Annotated in this window: 10 protein-coding genes and 1 pseudogene; 8 read left to right on the forward strand and 3 right to left on the reverse strand. The window is 71.2% G+C overall.

What is annotated here, in order from left to right; translation table 11 throughout:
• Window positions 1-241: 241 nt before the first annotated feature.
• Window positions 242-385, reverse strand: a pseudogene (locus tag G3I77_RS30600) (amino acid ABC transporter substrate-binding protein); the annotation flags it as partial.
• A 46-nt stretch (window positions 386-431) separates the two neighbouring features.
• Entirely contained in the window at window positions 432-761 is a 330-nt protein-coding gene (locus G3I77_RS30605; protein ID WP_248508680.1) for a helix-turn-helix domain-containing protein, read from the reverse strand.
• A gap of 107 nt (window positions 762-868) precedes the next feature.
• On the opposite strand from G3I77_RS30605, the gene G3I77_RS30610 reads away from it, so the two are divergent.
• The 3 genes from G3I77_RS30610 to G3I77_RS30620 all read left to right on the forward strand — a co-directional run bounded on the left by G3I77_RS30610 (window position 869) and on the right by G3I77_RS30620 (window position 8482).
• Window positions 869-1273 carry an STAS domain-containing protein gene (locus G3I77_RS30610; protein WP_248508682.1) on the forward strand — a complete coding sequence of 135 codons (405 nt, stop codon included), beginning with the start codon at window positions 869-871 and terminating at the stop codon, window positions 1271-1273.
• Between the two features lie 344 nt (window positions 1274-1617).
• Window positions 1618-5889 (forward strand): HAMP domain-containing protein, encoded by a 4272-nt coding sequence (locus G3I77_RS30615; RefSeq protein ID WP_248508685.1) that lies wholly within the window; start codon window positions 1618-1620, stop codon window positions 5887-5889.
• 97 nt (window positions 5890-5986) lie between these two features.
• A complete protein-coding gene (locus tag G3I77_RS30620; protein WP_374387389.1) occupies window positions 5987-8482 on the forward strand; it encodes a SpoIIE family protein phosphatase in 2496 nt (831 codons plus the stop codon).
• Window positions 8483-8545: 63 nt separating this feature from the next.
• On the opposite strand, the gene G3I77_RS30625 is transcribed toward G3I77_RS30620, so the two are convergent.
• Window positions 8546-10222, reverse strand: coding sequence for an NAD-dependent malic enzyme (locus tag G3I77_RS30625; protein ID WP_248508688.1), 1677 nt, complete (start codon window positions 10220-10222; stop codon window positions 8546-8548).
• 226 nt (window positions 10223-10448) lie between these two features.
• Here G3I77_RS30625 and G3I77_RS30630 point away from each other — a divergent pair, with 226 nt between their 5' ends.
• The 5 genes from G3I77_RS30630 to G3I77_RS30650 all read left to right on the forward strand — a co-directional run bounded on the left by G3I77_RS30630 (window position 10449) and on the right by G3I77_RS30650 (window position 16165).
• A complete protein-coding gene (locus G3I77_RS30630) occupies window positions 10449-12083 on the forward strand; it encodes a hypothetical protein (RefSeq protein ID WP_248508690.1) in 1635 nt (544 codons plus the stop codon).
• Between the two features lies 1 nt (window position 12084).
• Complete coding sequence (locus G3I77_RS30635; protein WP_248508692.1) at window positions 12085-13173, forward strand: hydrogenase expression protein HypE; 1089 nt, start codon at window positions 12085-12087, stop codon at window positions 13171-13173.
• Between the two features lie 64 nt (window positions 13174-13237).
• On the forward strand, window positions 13238-15031 hold the full coding sequence (locus G3I77_RS30640; RefSeq protein WP_248508694.1) for a nickel-dependent hydrogenase large subunit: 1794 nt from the start codon (window positions 13238-13240) through the stop codon (window positions 15029-15031).
• Complete coding sequence (locus tag G3I77_RS30645; RefSeq protein WP_248508696.1) at window positions 15024-15572, forward strand: NifU family protein; 549 nt, start codon at window positions 15024-15026, stop codon at window positions 15570-15572. Before G3I77_RS30640 ends, G3I77_RS30645 begins: the two co-directional genes overlap by 8 nt.
• Complete coding sequence (locus tag G3I77_RS30650; protein WP_248508698.1) at window positions 15569-16165, forward strand: DUF5947 family protein; 597 nt, start codon at window positions 15569-15571, stop codon at window positions 16163-16165. Before G3I77_RS30645 ends, G3I77_RS30650 begins: the two co-directional genes overlap by 4 nt.
• The last annotated feature ends 5 nt before the right edge of the window (window positions 16166-16170 follow it).

Here is a 16170-nt window from a genome sequence, read left to right on the forward strand (position 1 = left end):
AGTCGTTCGTCGCCGCCCGGCTCGATGAGCAGCTCGTCGCAGAGCACGCCGGGGGGCTCGCGGGCCAGGGCGGCGGGCTCCCCTTACGGACTGCGTGGTCCGCACCCGGGCGATGCCGCGGGCCACGTCATCGACGGGGAGATGGTTCGGGCGGGCCACGGGCCGGCTTCCGAGGTTCTGACGGGGCCGGCCCCGCTCCTGAGCGTCGCGCACACCGCACCGGACCGATCACGGCCTCCCAACGCAGCACATCGGCGGGGACGGCGACCGTGTCGTAGCCCTCGAAGGCGACGAAGGAGGGCGCTTCGGCCAACGGCTCGCGCAGGGCCGCCTCGACGCGTGCACCGAGGGGACTGAGCCGCTCGGGCAGGTAGCGCAGGAACGGGCAACCGAATGTGTGCTCGGCTGAGCTGCCTTCCGAGCCGGTGCCGCTACTGAGCGACCGGCTTCCTGGCCCGGTCGGTCTCGTCCCGCACCAGCAGGGAGAGCAGGGAAGCCACCGAGAGGCCGGCTTCGGCCGGGTGGCGCAGCACCTTGTCCGGCTCGATGCGGTAGGTGTTCGTGCGGCCGTCCCTGGTGTGGGAGAGGTAACCGTCCTGCTCGAGATCCGCGATGATCCGCGAGACGGCGCGCTCCGTGAGCCGACAGCGGGCGGCGATGTCACGGATGCGGACGTTCGGGTTGTCGGCGATGACTGCCAGTACGCGCGCGTGGCTGGTGACGAAGGTCCATCCGGTGTGGGACTCGGGCACTGCGACCATGCCCGGCATTTTAAGGGGCACCGTTGCCGGAACGTAGATACGTGACATACTTTTCGTGCAACAGAGGACGTGCTCCCGTCGGGGAGAGTCACAGAAGGAGCCCGAAGGTGCCCTGGGACGAGGCCGGCGCGTCGGCGCCCACACGCGACACCGGCGCCGAGCCGCTGCCGGAGCAGGCCACCGCGCATGCCCATGAACGGGCTGCGGTGCTGCAGTACGTATGGCGCGGGGCCTGGGTCGTCGTCGCCCGCGGCTCCTACGACATGGACTCGATCAGGCCATTGGCGCACGCCCTGGAGGCCGCGGCCGGGAAGCATCCGAAGGTGATCCTGGACGCCTCCGGCATCACCTTCGCCGACTCGACGCTGCTGAATCTGCTGATCCTCACCCACCAGGCGGGCACCCTGCGCGTGGTCGCGCCGTCACCTCAGCTGCGGCGGCTCTGCGAGATCACCGGAGTCGACGCCATCCTGGAGACACGGGCCTCGGTCGATGACGCTGCCGTCACCTGAGCCGCCCGTCGTGACATAGGAGAGGAAGCGGTCCGGGCCTGCACGATGAGGGCCCGGCGCCACAGCGGGAGCGTCGGCGACGGGGCTCGCCCTCGAATGCGTGACACTGCCGCCGACGTCGGTGCCGATCGAGGGCTCGTGACGCGCCGCCGCTGTTCGGCCGAGGGTGGCTGCTCCGGCTTTGTTCAGGGCTTGAAACGTGGGTTAACCTGCGGCGTATTTCCACATCACATACACATCTGTGACCGTGGAAACGCATGCACGACAACCGGGCCGCACACCGGTCCGGGGGGTTCCGAGTCCTCGGTTTTCGAGGACTCTAGGGGAGCGGAACGAGGGTGCGCATGACCAGCGACAGCACTGGGGTCGTCGATGCGGTGCCGGGCGACCAGGAGTTGCGGCGGCTGCTGGCCGGCCTGACAGCCGTACGCGACGGGGACTTCGGTACCCGGCTGCCGGACGACGCGGACGGCCTCATGGGCGACATCGCCAAGGTCTTCAACGGCATGGTCGACCAGCTGTCCGTGTTCACCTCCGAAGTCACCCGGGTCGCCCGCGAGGTCGGTACCGAGGGGACCCTCGGCGGGCAGGCGGAGGTGCCCGGGGTCTCGGGCACCTGGGCCGACCTGACCGACTCGGTCAACGCCATGGCGGGCAACCTGACCACCCAGGTCCGCGACATCGCCCAGGTGGCCACGGCCGTGGCCAAGGGCGACCTCTCGCAGAAGATCGACGTGGACGCCCGCGGCGAGATCCTTCAGCTGAAGGAGACCGTCAACACGATGGTCGACCAGCTGTCCGCGTTCGCCGACGAGGTCACCCGTGTCGCCCGCGAGGTCGGCAGCGAGGGACGGCTCGGCGGACAGGCCCAGGTGCCGGGCGTGGCCGGTGTCTGGCGCGATCTCACCGACTCCGTGAACCACATGGCAGGCAACCTCACCAGCCAGGTCCGCTCCATCGCCCAGGTGACCACGGCGGTCGCGGAGGGCGATCTCTCGCAGAAGATCACCGTGGACGCGCGCGGTGAGATCCTGGAGCTGAAGAGCACCATCAACACGATGGTCGACCAGTTGTCCGCGTTCGCCGACGAGGTCACCCGCGTCGCCCGCGAGGTCGGCACCGAGGGACGGCTCGGCGGTCAGGCGGACGTCAAGGGCGTCAAGGGCACCTGGCGTGACCTCACCGACTCTGTGAACTTCATGGCCGGCAACCTCACCGGCCAGGTCCGCAACATCGCCCTGGTCGCCACCGCCGTCGCCAAGGGCGACCTGTCGCAGAAGATCACCGTGGATGCGCGCGGTGAGATCCTGGAGCTGAAGAGCACCATCAACACGATGGTCGACCAGTTGTCCGCGTTCGCCGACGAGGTCACCCGCGTCGCCCGCGAGGTCGGCACCGAAGGACGCCTCGGCGGCCAGGCCCAGGTGCGCGGCGTCTCGGGCACCTGGAAGGACCTCACCGACAACGTCAACGTGATGGCGTCGAACCTGACCGGCCAGGTCCGCTCCATCGCCCAGGTCGCCACCGCCGTGGCGCGCGGCGACCTGTCGCAGCGGATCACCGTGGAGGCCGCGGGCGAGGTCGCGGCGCTCGCCGAGGTCATCAACACGATGGTCGACACGCTGTCGGCCTTCGCCGACGAGGTCACGCGGGTCGCCCGTGAGGTCGGCACCGAGGGGCGCCTCGGGGGCCAGGCGCACGTGCCGAACGTCGCCGGTACCTGGAAGGACCTCACCGACAACGTCAACTCGATGGCCAACAACCTCACCGGCCAGGTGCGCAACATCGCGCTGGTGACGACCGCGGTGGCCAGGGGCGACCTGTCGAAGAAGATCGACGTGGACGCCCGCGGCGAGATCCTCGAACTCAAGACGACGATCAACACGATGGTCGACCAGCTGTCCGCGTTCGCCGACGAGGTCACCCGTGTCGCCCGCGAGGTCGGCACCGAGGGACGCCTCGGCGGCCAGGCCGAGGTCGAGGGCGTCTCCGGCACCTGGAAGCGCCTGACGGAGAACGTCAACGAACTGGCGGGCAACCTGACCCGGCAGGTCCGCGCCATCGCCGAGGTCACCAGCGCCGTCGCCGAGGGCGACCTGACCCGGTCGATCAACGTGGAGGCGTCCGGCGAGGTCGCCGAGCTCAAGGACAACATCAACTCGATGGTGGAGTCCCTGCGCGAGACCACCCGGGCCAACCAGGAGCAGGACTGGCTCAAGACGAACCTCGCCCGGATCTCGAGCCTGATGCAGGGCCACCGCGACCTGCCCGTGGTCGCCGAGCTGATCATGGACGAGCTGGTGCCGCTGGTGTCGGCCCAGTACGGGGCCTTCTACCTCGCCGAGGACGGCGAGGACGGGCCCGAACTGCGGCTCGTCGGCTCCTACGGCTACCCGGAGGACAGCAGTCGGCCCACCCGTATCGCCTTCGGCCGCACCCTGGTCGGCCAGGCCGCGCGCAGCCGGCGCACCATCATGGTCGAGGAGCTGCCGGACGGCTACGTGACCATCTCCTCGGGCCTCGGCCAGGTGGTGCCGACCGCGCTGGTGCTGCTGCCCATCGTCGTCGAGGGCCAGGTCCTCGGCGTCATCGAGCTGGCGTCTGTCACCCCCTTCACCCAGATCCACCGGGACTTCCTCGCCCAGCTGATGGAGACCATCGGCGTCAACGTCAACACCATCGTGGCCAACGCCCGCACCGACGAGCTGCTGGTCGAGTCGCAGCGCCTCACGGTCGAACTCCAGGCCCGGTCCACGGAGTTGCAGGTGCAACAGGAGGAACTGCAGCGCTCCAACGCGGAACTGGAGGAGAAGGCCTCGCTGCTGGCGGCGCAGAACCGGGACATCGAGGCGAAGAACCTGCAGATCGAGCAGGCGCGCCAGGAACTGGAGACCCGCGCCCAGCAGCTGTCGCTGGCCTCCAAGTACAAGTCGGAGTTCCTGGCCAACATGAGCCACGAACTGCGCACCCCGCTCAACAGCCTGCTCATCCTCGCCCAGTTGCTGGCGCAGAACCCGTCCCGCAACCTCACGCCCAAGCAGGTCGAGTACGCCCAGATCATCCACTCCGCCGGTTCGGATCTGCTGCAGCTGATCAACGATATCCTCGACCTGTCGAAGGTCGAGGCCGGGAAGATGGACGTCACGCCCGAGCGGGTGACGCTGCGGCAGCTCATCGAGTACGTCGAGGCCACCTTCCGGCCGATGACCACGCAGAAGAGCCTGGAGTTCACGGTGACGACCGCTCCCGGCGCGCCCGCGGACGTGCTCACGGACGACTCCCGGCTGCGCCAGGTGCTGCGCAACCTCCTGTCGAACGCCGTGAAGTTCACCGAGCAGGGCGGCGTGGAACTGAGCATCGAGCCCGCGGCGGACGACGAGGTGCCCGCGGGCGTGGTCCGCGGCGCCGCCGTGGTCGCCTTCCGCGTCAAGGACACCGGCATCGGCATTCCCGAGCAGCACCTGGAGACGATCTTCGGTGCCTTCCAGCAGGCGGACGGCACGACGAGCCGGAAGTACGGCGGCACCGGACTGGGTCTGTCCATCACACGGGAGATCGCCCAACTGCTCGGCGGTGCCGTCTCGGTGCACAGCACGCCCGGCCAGGGCAGTACGTTCACGCTGTTCCTGCCCGTGGCCCGCCCCGACTTCGAGGAACTGCTCAGCCGCGGCAGAACCCCGGACCGGGCCTCGGCCGAACCCCTGCCGCAGGGCCTCTCCGGCTCGGTGCCGGTGCCCCAGATCGGCCCCGGCCCCCGGCCCCGGCGCCTGCTCGTCGTGGAGGAGCGGTCGCGCGGTCTGCTGACCCTCGTCGCGGAGAGCGTGGTCGCCGACCTGACACACGGCCGCGCCGACGGCGCTCAGCGGCCCGCCGTCGACGTCATCACCGCCGTCGGCGCGCAGGAGGCGGCCGGTGCCCTCGCGTCCGAGCCGTGCCACTGCGTCGTCCTGGAGCTGGGCATGCGCGACGACGAGGCGTCCCGCTTCCTCCAGGCCCTGGAGGGCGACTCGGCGCTGACGAGCGTTCCGGTGCTGGTGCACAGCAGCCACCCCGCCGACGTGTCCCTGGGCGAGACGCTGCGCTCCCGCTCGGCGGGCGGCGCACTGGAGTTGCTGTCCAGCCTCGACGAGCTGCGGGAGCGCATCGCCCTGCACCTGTCCGCCGAGGAACCCGGGGACGTGCTCTCCCTCGTCCGGACCGAAGGGCCGCAGCAGTTGACGCCGCCCTCCGTCGACGACGCGTCGGCCGGCCGTACCGTCCTCGTCGTCGACGACGACGCGCGGAACCTCTTCGCGCTGAGCGGGATCCTGGAGCTGCACGGCTTCCGCGTCCTGCACGCCGAGAACGGGCGCAGAGGCATCGAGACGCTGATGAACAACCCGGATGTCGCCCTCGTGCTGATGGACGTGATGATGCCGGAGATGGACGGCTACACCGCGACGGCCGAGATCCGGCGGATCCCGCAGTACGCCGAGCTGCCCATCATCGCCGTCACCGCGAAGGCGATGCCGGGCGACCGGGACAAGAGCCTCGCCTCGGGTGCCAGCGACTACGTCACCAAGCCCGTCGACACCCACGACCTCATCGCCTGCGTCCGCCGCTGGCTGCCCGCATGAGCACACCGGCGCCCGACCCGCACCCCGGTGGGCCGGGCGCCCCGCAGCGCCTGCCGTTCCGCGCCCCAGGGCACTCCAGCCGAGGAGCATCCACACTGTGAGCATGTCCGAGCAGCCGCGCGAACCGGGTCAGGAAGGCGAGCCGAAGCGCGATCCGGCCGTCGGCCCGGAGTCTTCCCTGCCGTCGGTGACGTCCGACGCGTTGCCCCTGTCCGCCGATGACCGCCCGGACGGCCCGCCCGCCGGCCTCGAAGACCTCCCACCCGCCTCCCCGGTGGGCCGGCTCGCCGCCACCGTGGAACGGCTCAGCCGGGAGGTGCGGGCCGCACAGGCGGAGGCCGAAGGGCGTGCCCTGATCGAGCTCGCCAAGGGTGTCCTGGTCGAGCGGCTGAAGTGCGGCCCGGCCCAAGCCGCCCGGCAGCTCGCCCAGTTGGCCGAGCAGGCCCAGGTCACCCCCCTGGAACTCGCCGTCGACGTCATCAACCAGGCCGCCCGGGACCGGATGTCGGAGGTGACGGACGCGTTCCTCGCCGCCACCCGGGCCGCCGACGAGGCGGAGACCGAATCGGCCGCCGTACGCCTGCGCGCGGCCGAGAGCGGCGTACTGGCGGCGGACGACGCCCAGGCCGTGGCCGACGCCCTGCTGGAGCAGGCGCTGCGCCCCCTCGGCGCGGTGGCCGTGGCCATTTGGGCAGCGGGTCCGGACGGTTCGCTCACCCTGGCGGGCAGCGCCGGTTTCTCACCGGCCGAGGCCGCGCGCTGGCGTTACGTCCCGCCGGACGTGGTGACGGTGGCGCGGCGGGGCCTCATCGAGCGCGAGGGGCAGTGGATCACCACCCTCGGCGCGACCGGGCTGCCCAGCATCGGCCTGCACCACCATCCGGACGGCGGCCGGGCCGCGCTGCCCGCCGGCGTCGGAGGCCGCATCCACGGCGTGCTGGAGATCGCCTGGCCGGTTCCGCTGGAACCGCAGCCCCCGCAGATCGTCCGCCAGGTGGAGGCGCTGGCCGAACTGTGCGCCCACACACTGGAGATGTACACACCGGCACCGGGAGCGGCCCAGGAGCCCCGCGTCCTGCCGGACGCCGCCGAGCTGATGGATCTCGCAGACGGGCTGCACGACCCCGCCCTCGTCCTGGTGCCGCACCTCGACGGCGACGGGCACCTGGCGGACTTCCGCATCCAGCACGTGAACAGCCGGTTCCTCGACCCGGCGGGCCGGCCGCGGGCGGTCGTCAGCGGCGCGCTGCTTCTGGAGGCCTACCCGATGGCCGCCGGGGACAGCGAGTTGTTCCAGCGCGTCGAGCGGGTCTACGCCACCGGTGAGCCCTTCCGGGCCCGCCGGATGAACCTCACCGCCCTCGTCGACCAGGTCCCCCTCTCGGCGGTCGCGGACATCAGCATCAGCCGCCACGGCATGTCCGTACTGCTCATCTGGCGTATCGAGGACGAGGCGGCGCGCCTGGCGAGCCTGCTCCAGCACGCCCAACGGCTCGGCCGTATCGGAGGGTTCGAGGAGAACGTGCTCACCGGTGAGATCACCTGGAACGGGCAGCTCTTCGACCTCTACGGGCGCCCGCAGACGAGCACCCCGGTGGCCCTGGAAGAGCTGCCGGCCCATGCCCATCCGGACGACGGCGTCTCCATCCGCCGCTTCCTGCGCACGCTGCTGCACCACCAGCGGCCCGCGGCCGCGGCCTTCCGGCTGCAGCGGCCGGACGGGGTGACGCGGCACATCCGGATCGTGGCCGAACCCGTGCTCGACACCGACGACCGGCTGCTCCTGGTCCGCGGCGCCTGCCAGGACATCTCGGCCCAGCACTGGACCGAGGTGGCGCTCGCCGCCACCCGCGACCAGCTGGCGCACACCGAGCAGCAGGCCACCGAACGCAACCGGCTGACCCTGCAGTTGCAGCACGCCATCATGCCTCCCACGCAGGCACCCTTGCAGGTGTCCGGCCTCCAGGTGGCCGTCCGCTACCGGCCCGCGGAGACCGAGCAACTGGTGGGCGGCGACTGGTACGACGCCGTCGTCCTGCCGTCCCGGCTGGTGCTGCTGTGCGTGGGGGACGTGGCCGGCCACGGCATCGAGGCCGCCACCAGCATGGTCGTCCTGCGTAACGCGCTGCGCGGCCTGGCGGTGACCGGCGCCGGGCCCGGCCAGTTGCTGTCGTGGCTCAACATCGTGGCGCACCATCTGACCGGTGCCGTCACCGCGACCGCGGTGTGCGGTCTGTACGACCCGGTCCGGCGGACGCTGCGCTGGGCCCGGGCGGGTCACCTGCCGCCCGTGCTCGTCCGGGACACCGAAGCGGCTCCCCTGCCCCTGGTCAAGGGGCTGCTGCTCGGAGCGGTGCCGGAGGCCGTGTACGAGGAGACCGAGATCCAACTGGCCCCCGAAGACACCTTGTTGATGTACACGGACGGCCTGGTCGAACGCCGCGACCGGCCCGTCGAGGAGTCCCTGACCCACCTCCTGACCACCGCCCGTACGGCACCCAGCACACTCGACCAGCAGCTGGACCGCCTGCTGACCTACAGCAAGTCGGACACCGACGACGACACGTGCATCGTGGGCATCCGGGTCGGGTGAGCAACGGGGCGGCCCGGAGGAGCGGGTGCGGCGCAGGTGCCGGTGCCGCACCGCACCGGTTCCTCAGTCCTCGTAACGCGGCTCCCACTGTGCCCGGGCGACCGTCTCGCGCAGCTCCTCCTCCGTCGCTCGCGGGGCCACCCCGTCCTCGACGGCGGCGAGGGCCGCGGCCAGGGCGATCTCGCGGGCGGACTCCCGCATCCCGGTCAGCGGCGGCAGCAGCGGCACGGGGACGTCGTCGCCGTCCGCCGCCCGCACCGCGCACCGCGCGACGGCACGGGCGGCGGCCACGAGCATGCGGTCCGTGACCCGCGTGGCCCGGCTCGCGGTCACCGCGAGACCCATGGCCGGGAAGACGTACACGTTGTTCGACTGCGCCACCGGCACCTGGTGCCCGTCGACCGTCAGCGGCGGGAAGGGCGAGCCGGTGGCGATCAGCGCCCGCCCGTCGGTCCAGCGGGTGAGGTCGGCGGGATCGGCCTCGGAGTGCGAGGTGGGGTTGGACAGCGGGAAGACGACGGGCCGTTCGCAGGTCGAGGCCATCTGCCGCACGATCTCCTCGGTGAACGCGCCGTGCGCCGTCGACAGGCCGATGAGCGCCGTCGGCCCGACCCGGCGCACCACGTCGGCGAGGCCGGTGCCGTCCCAGTCGGCCACCTCGCTGTCGTCGCGCGCGAACATCCGCTGCTGCGGGGTCAGTTCGGAGCGTGACGACACCAGCAGGCCGTCGACGTCGAGGATCCAGAACCGTGCCGTGGCCTCGTCCTCCGGCAGGCCCTCGTCGACCATGGCCGTACGGATCATGTCGGCGACGCCGATGGCGGCCGACCCCGCGCCCAGGATCACCACGCGCTGCTCGGACAGCGGGATGCCGGCCACGTCCGCCGCGGTGGACAGGGCGCCCAGCGTGACGGCCGCGGTGCCCTGGATGTCGTCGTTGAACGTGAGCAGCCGGTCGCGGTAGCGGGCGAGGATCGGGTGGGCGTGGGCGGTGGCGAAGTCCTCCCACTGGAGCAGAGTCCCGGGCAGCTCCGCCTCGACCGCCGAGACGAACGCCTCGATCATCTCGTCGTACTCGGAGCCGGTCAGCCTGCGTGCCCGGCGGCCCAGGTAGCGGGGGTTGCCGAGCAGGGTCTCGTTGTCGGTGCCGACGTCCAGAAGGACGGGCAGGGTACGGGCGGGGTGGATGCCGCCGATGGCCGTGTAGAGGCTGAGCTTGCCGATCGGGATGCCCATGCCGCCGACACCCTGGTCGCCCAGGCCGAGGATGCGCTGGCCGTCGGTGACGACGATGACGTCCACGTCGTGGTCGCGGTGCGGGCGGTTGCGCAGGATGTCCCGGAAGCGGTGCCGGTCCTCCCAGGTCAGGAACAGACCGCGCGGCCGCCGGTAGATCTCGCTGAACCGCTGACAGGCCTCACCCACCGTCGGCGTGTAGACGACGGGCAGCAGCTCCTCCAGGTACTCGGTGACCAGACGGTAGAAGAGCACCTCGTTGGTGTCCTGGAGCTGCCGCAGGTAGATGTGCCGGTTGAGGGGCTTGTCGTAGCCGTGGAAGGCCTCGTAGGCGCGGGCGACCTGCTCGTCCAGGGTCTCCACGGCGGGTGGCAGCAGCCCGTCGAGTCCCAGCTCCTCGCGTTCGCTCCGGCTGAAGGCGGTGCCCTTGTTGACCAGCGGGTCGGCCAGGGTCGTGACGGCGGGGCTGGTGGTGGGGCGGGGGTGATGCGTCGGCTGGTCCATGAGGTGACGCCTTCCCGTGACGCGCCGGTTCGTGCGGGTGATGTGTGCCATCCGGATGAACCGCCGGCCCCGTGGAAACGCCCCCGGCCACCGACGAGTTCCGCCGTGCGTCCCGGCGTGTCCACCCCGAACGGCGCAATCGCACTGCGCCGGAGGAGGCGACGGCGGATGAGCGGTGTGACCGTGGTGGAAGGGATGCGCGTGCACCCGGGAACGAGGAGGCGCGATGGCGGAGGCAGTGGTCGAGGGCGGCACGAAGAGCGCGGCCGCGAGGGGCGGCGCAGATCCGGCCCCGGGCGTCTTCGAGCAGCTCAGCGCCGTCGCCGACGCCGTCCTCTACGAGGGCTACCTCCTCTACCCCTACCGCCGCTCCTCCGCCAAGAACCGCGTCCGCTGGCAGTTCGGCGTGCTGTTCCCCCGGGACTGGGTGGAGGCCGACGGCCCTGTCGTTCCCGGTGTCTCGGGCTCCGCCGACTCCTGGTACCAGCAGACCGAGTGCCTGCTGCGGGTCCGGCAGCCGGGCAGTGCCCGGGTACGCGTGCGGGTGCGCTACCTGCAGATGCAGCGCAAGCAGGTGGAAGAGGCGGACCACCGGCCCGTCGAGTCGCTGCACACCGACGACGGCACGGTGCATCTGACCTTCGACGAGGCCCTGCCGCGCGAGTGCGGGATCGAGGTCCCGCTCGACGAACTCCTCCGGGGCGGACGCACCGTCGCGGTGGGCGCCGCAGCAGGTGAGGACATCGAGCCGCTGCCGGAAGGCGCCGGGCGGGTGGTGCGCAGCCGTGAGGAGATCCGGGCCGAGACCACCGTCACCGCCGAGCGGCTCTCCGACGGCCTCTGCCGGATCCGCGTACGGACCACGAACACCGCGCCCGCCCCCCGGCCGCGTACAGCACGGGACGAGGCACTGCGCCGGGCCCTCATCGCCACCCACACCCTCATCGGCGGCGACGGGGTGGAGTTCGTCTCGCTGATCGATCCGCCGACGGACCTGGAAGCACCCGTGCGCGCCTGCCGTAACGAGTTCACCTTCCCCGTGCTCGGGGGCGAGGCCGGGGACGTCGGCCGCGTCCTGCTGTCCGCGCCGATCATCCTGCCCGACCACCCCCAGGTCGCCCCCGAGAGCCCGGGCGACCTGCACGACGCCGCCGAGATCGACGAGATCCTCACGCTGCGCACGATGCTGCTGACCGACGAGGAGAAGCGCGAGGCGCGGGCCACCGATCCGCGGGCGGCGGCGATCCTCGACCGGGTCGACACCATGCCGCAGGAGGTTTTCGAACGGCTCCACGGCGCCGTCCGCTCCCTGACACCGGCCGCCCCTGCCGCGGTGTCCGTCGACCGGCTGCCGGGCGCTGTCGGGTCTCCGGCACCGGCCGCCCCTGCCGCGGTGTCCGTCGACCCGTCGCCCGGCGCTGTCCGCTCTCCCGCACCGGTCACCCCCACGGCGTCCGCCGACCGTCCCGCCTGGTGGCAGGAGGGCGCCGACGACGGTCTCTCCCCGACCACCGACACCGTGCTCGTCGACGGCGTCCGGCTCGGCGCCGGCAGCCCCGTACGGCTCCGGCCCCGGGGACGCGGCGCCGACGCCCAGGACATGTTCCTGGCCGGGCGGACCGCCGAGGTCGCCGCCGTCTTCCACGACGTCGACGGCAGCGTGCACCTCGCCGTCACCCTCGACGACGACCCGGCCGCCGAACTGAACAACTGGTACGGCCGCTTCCACTACTTCCGGCCCGACGAGCTCGAACCCCTCGAGCCCGCCGGATCCCCGGACGAGCCGTCGGCACCGGCTCCCGCCGCGGCTCCGGCGCGGCACACGACCGACTCCGAGACCCCCGCAGCGGAGGCCGAGTGACATGACAACGCACAGCAGCACCACCGAAGTCAGCAAGGAGCCCGAACGGTCCGAGGACCGCAAGGGCATAGACGAGATCCACATCCTCTGGATCTCCGAGGGCATGAGCTGCGACGGCGACACCGTCTCGCTCACCGCCGCCGACCAGCCCTCCATCGAGGACCTGGTACTCGGGCTGATCCCGGGCCTGCCCAAGGTGAACCTGGTGAACAAGGTGCTCTCGCCCAGCCTGGGCGGCGAGGACTTCCTCGCTCCCTACCGGGCGGCCGTACGCGGCGAACTGGGCCCGTTCATCCTCGTCATCGAGGGCTCGATCCCCAACCAGAACATCATCGAGGGCGACGGCTACTGGACGTCCTTCGGCAACGACCCGGAGACCGGGGAGCCGCAGACCCTCAATTGGTGGATCGACCAACTGGCCCCCAAGGCCTGGGCGGTGGTTGCCGCCGGCACCTGTGCCACCTTCGGCGGCATCCACGCCATGTCCGGCAACCCGACGGGCTGCATGGGCCTCGCCGACTACCTGGGCTGGGACTACACCTCCCAGGCCGGCCTGCCCATCGTCAACGTGCCCGGCTGCCCGATCCAGCCCGAGAACTTCATGGAGACCCTGGTCTGGGTCCTCTACCACGCGGCCGGCTCCGCACCCCCGCCGCCGCTGGACCACATGCTGCGCCCGCAGTGGCTGTTCGGGAAGACGGTCCACGAGGGCTGCGACCGCGGCTCGTACTACGAGCAGGCCAGCTTCGCCACGGACTACAACTCACCCAAGTGCCTGGTCAAGACGGGCTGCTGGGGCCCGGTCGTCAACTGCAACGTGCCCAAGCGCGGCTGGATGGCCGGCATCGGCGGCTGCCCCAACGTCGGCGGCATCTGCATCGGCTGCACGATGCCCGGCTTCCCCGACGCGTTCATGCCGTTCATGGACGAGCCCCCGGGCAGCACCCTGTCGTCCCTCGTCGTCAAGCCGTACGGGGCCGTCATCCGACGGCTGCGCGGCGTGACCAACGAACTGGTCAACCACGAGCCCAGGTGGCGCCACAACAAGCGCAAGCTGACCAGCGGTTACGACCCGCGCTGGCGCCCCTGATGAAGCGTCCCCGGATGCAGCCCACCACCCCACACACCACCGACAGCGAGGGGCAGTACCGCAGATGACCACCACCGAGGCCCGGCCCACGGACCGCAAGCCGCCACAGCTCGTGGACATGTCCTGGGATCCGATCACGCGGATCATCGGCAACCTGGGCATCTACACGAAGATCGACTTCGCCAACCGGGAAGTCGTCGAATGCCACAGCACCTCGTCGCTGTTCCGCGGCTACTCGGTGTTCATGAAGGGCAAGGACCCGCGCGACGCGGGCTTCATCACGTCCCGGATCTGCGGCATCTGCGGCGACAACCACACCACCTGCTCCGACTACGCCCAGCAGATGGCCTACGGAGTCAAGCCGCCCCCGCTGGCCGAGCACATCGTCAACCTCGGCGAGGCCGCCGAGTACATGTTCGACCACACGATCTTCCAGGACAACCTGGTCTTCGTGGACTTCTGCGAGGCCATGGTCAAGGCCACCAACCCCGGTGTCCTGGCCCGCGCCGAGCGCACCGAGGCGCCCCGCGGCGAGATCCACGGCTACCGGACGATCGCCGACATCATGAAGGCCTTCAACCCCTTCGAGGGTGAGGTCTACAAGGAGGCCCTGAAGGTCAGCCGGGTCACCCGCGAGATGTTCTGCCTGATGGAGGGGCGGCACGTCCACCCCTCCACGCTGTACCCGGGCGGCGTCGGCACGATGCCGCAGCCGACCGTCTTCACCGACTACCTCAGCCGCCTCATGCGGGTCATCGACTTCGTGAAGAAGGCCGTCGCCATGAATGACGACGTCTTCGACTTCTTCTACGAGGCGCTGCCCGGCTACGAGGAGGTCGGCCGCCGCCGCACCCTGCTGGGCTGCTGGGGCGCGTTCCAGGACCCCAAGGTCGTCGACTACCGCTACGAGACGATGAACACCTGGGGCAAGGCGATGTACGTCACCCCGGGCATCATCGTCGACGGCGAACTGGTCACCAACAACCTCGTCGACATCAACCTCGGCCTGCGCATCATGCTCGGCAGCTCCTACTACGAGGACTGGGTGAACGAGCAGCCCTTCGTCACCCACGACCCGCTCGGCAACCCCGTCGACATGCGCCACCCGTGGAACCAGACCACCGTCCCGGTGCCGCAGAAGCGCGACTTCGACGACAAGTACAGCTGGGTGATGAGCCCCCGCTGGTTCGACCAGCGCACCGGCGACCACCTCGCCCTCGACACCGGCGGCGGCCCTCTCGCCCGCCTGTGGTCGACCGCGCTGAGCGGCCTGGTCGACACCCCGTACATCAAAGCCACCGGCCACAGCGTGCGCATCTCCCTGCCCAAGGGCGAGTCCCTGCCGGAGACCACCCTGGAATGGCGCATCCCGCAGTGGAGCAACACCATCGAACGCGACCGCGCCCGGCCGTACTTCGTCGCCTACGCGGCCGCCATGGCCCTGCAGTTCATCGAAGAGGCCATGGGCATGGTGCGCGCGGGCGAGACCAAGGTGTTCGAGAACTACGAGGTGCCCGACGAGGCGATCGGCTGCGGCTTCCACGAGGCGGTGCGCGGTGTCCTCTCCCACCACCTGGTGATCAAGGACAAGAAGATCGCCAACTACCACCCGTACCCGCCCACCCCGTGGAACGCCAGCCCTCGCGACATGTACGGCACCCCCGGCCCGTACGAGGACGCCGTCCAGGGCCAGCCCATCTTCGAGGAGAACGGGCCGGACGACTTCAAGGGCGTCGACATCATGCGCACCGTCCGCAGCTTCGACCCCTGTCTGCCGTGCGGTGTGCACATGTACGTCGGCAAGGGCAAGACGCTGACCACCCTGCACTCGCCGACGTACGGGGCGAACCATGGCTGAGGCCGACACCGCACGGCTGGCGGACCCGGACGTCGAGGCCCGGCTCGGCCGGCTCGACGAGCTGCTGGAAGGCCTCGAGTCCGCGCCCGGCCCCACGACACGCTCCGCGACCGAGGCGGTGGCCCTGCTGACCGAGGTCTACGGCGAGGCCCTGGCCCGCGTCCTGGACCACGCGGACGAGCAGGTCGCCGAGCGCCTCGCCGAGGACGAGCTGCTCGGGCACCTCATGGTGCTGCACGACATCCACCCCGAGCCCGCCGAACGCCGGGCGGCCCGCGCGGTCGAACGGCTGCGGCCCGCCGTGCAGGAACGCGGCGGCGACGTGGAGTGGGCCGGGGTGGAAGGGCAGGTCGCCCGGGTGCGTCTGAAGGCCGGCGGCGGGTGCGGGTCCGGCTGCGGCGGCGGAGGTTCCGAGGTCACCGACGCGGTCCGCGCGGCGGTGCTCGCGGCGGCGCCCGAGCTGACGGCGGTGGAGCCCCTGACCGAGACGGCCCCCGCCTTCGTCCCGCTGACCACGCTGACGCACCGGAGCGCACCGTGACCACCGACGGGGCACTGGCCCGCCTCATCCGCTCCTCGGCCGATCGCACGGCGGTGGCCGAGCGGGAGGTGTGCGACCTGTGCGCCGCGCCCGTCGCCGAGGAGCACGCCCACCTGTACGACACCGGCCAGGAGGAGGTGCGCTGCGTCTGCGGCCCCTGCTCGGTGCTGTTCGCCGACGCGGCGGCGGGGGATGGCCAGTACCGGCTCGTGCCCCGGCGCCGGGTCCGGCTGCCCAAGGTCGACACGGCCGTGCTGGGCGTACCGGTCGGCCTGGTCTTCTTCGTGCCCCGGGCGGACGGCACCGTCACCGCCGAGGGCCCGAGCCCCGCGGGAGCCATGCGGTGGGAGGTGGACGCGGCGGCCTGGCAGGAGCTGGCCGGGACGTGTCCGCAGCTCGCAACCGTGGAACCCGAGGTGGAGGCCCTGCTGGTGAACACCGTCCACGGCCTCGACGAGCACTGGATCGTGCCGGTCGACGACTGCTACCGGATGATCGCCGTCGTACGCCGGGAGTGGCGCGGCCTGTCCGGCGGCGGCCGGATCTGGCCCGCCCTCGAGCAGTTCTTCGAGGACCTCACCGAGCGGCCATAGCCACG

Origin of the sequence: Streptomyces sp. D2-8 (assembly GCF_023184515.1) — a bacterium.
Taxonomy (GTDB): domain Bacteria; phylum Actinomycetota; class Actinomycetes; order Streptomycetales; family Streptomycetaceae; genus Streptomyces.

What these genes read in the sequence shown, in the direction of transcription:
- G3I77_RS30605 (WP_248508680.1), bottom strand. Translation starts at nt 761, where the DNA reads ATGGTCGCAGTGCCCGAGTCCCACACCGGATGGACCTTCGTCACCAGC.
- G3I77_RS30615 (WP_248508685.1), top strand. Translation starts at nt 1,618, where the DNA reads ATGACCAGCGACAGCACTGGGGTCGTCGATGCGGTGCCGGGCGACCAG.
- G3I77_RS30625 (WP_248508688.1), bottom strand. Translation starts at nt 10,222, where the DNA reads ATGGACCAGCCGACGCATCACCCCCGCCCCACCACCAGCCCCGCCGTC.
- G3I77_RS30630 (WP_248508690.1), top strand. Translation starts at nt 10,449, where the DNA reads ATGGCGGAGGCAGTGGTCGAGGGCGGCACGAAGAGCGCGGCCGCGAGG.
- G3I77_RS30635 (WP_248508692.1), top strand. Translation starts at nt 12,085, where the DNA reads ATGACAACGCACAGCAGCACCACCGAAGTCAGCAAGGAGCCCGAACGG.
- G3I77_RS30640 (WP_248508694.1), top strand. Translation starts at nt 13,238, where the DNA reads ATGACCACCACCGAGGCCCGGCCCACGGACCGCAAGCCGCCACAGCTC.
- G3I77_RS30645 (WP_248508696.1), top strand. Translation starts at nt 15,024, where the DNA reads ATGGCTGAGGCCGACACCGCACGGCTGGCGGACCCGGACGTCGAGGCC.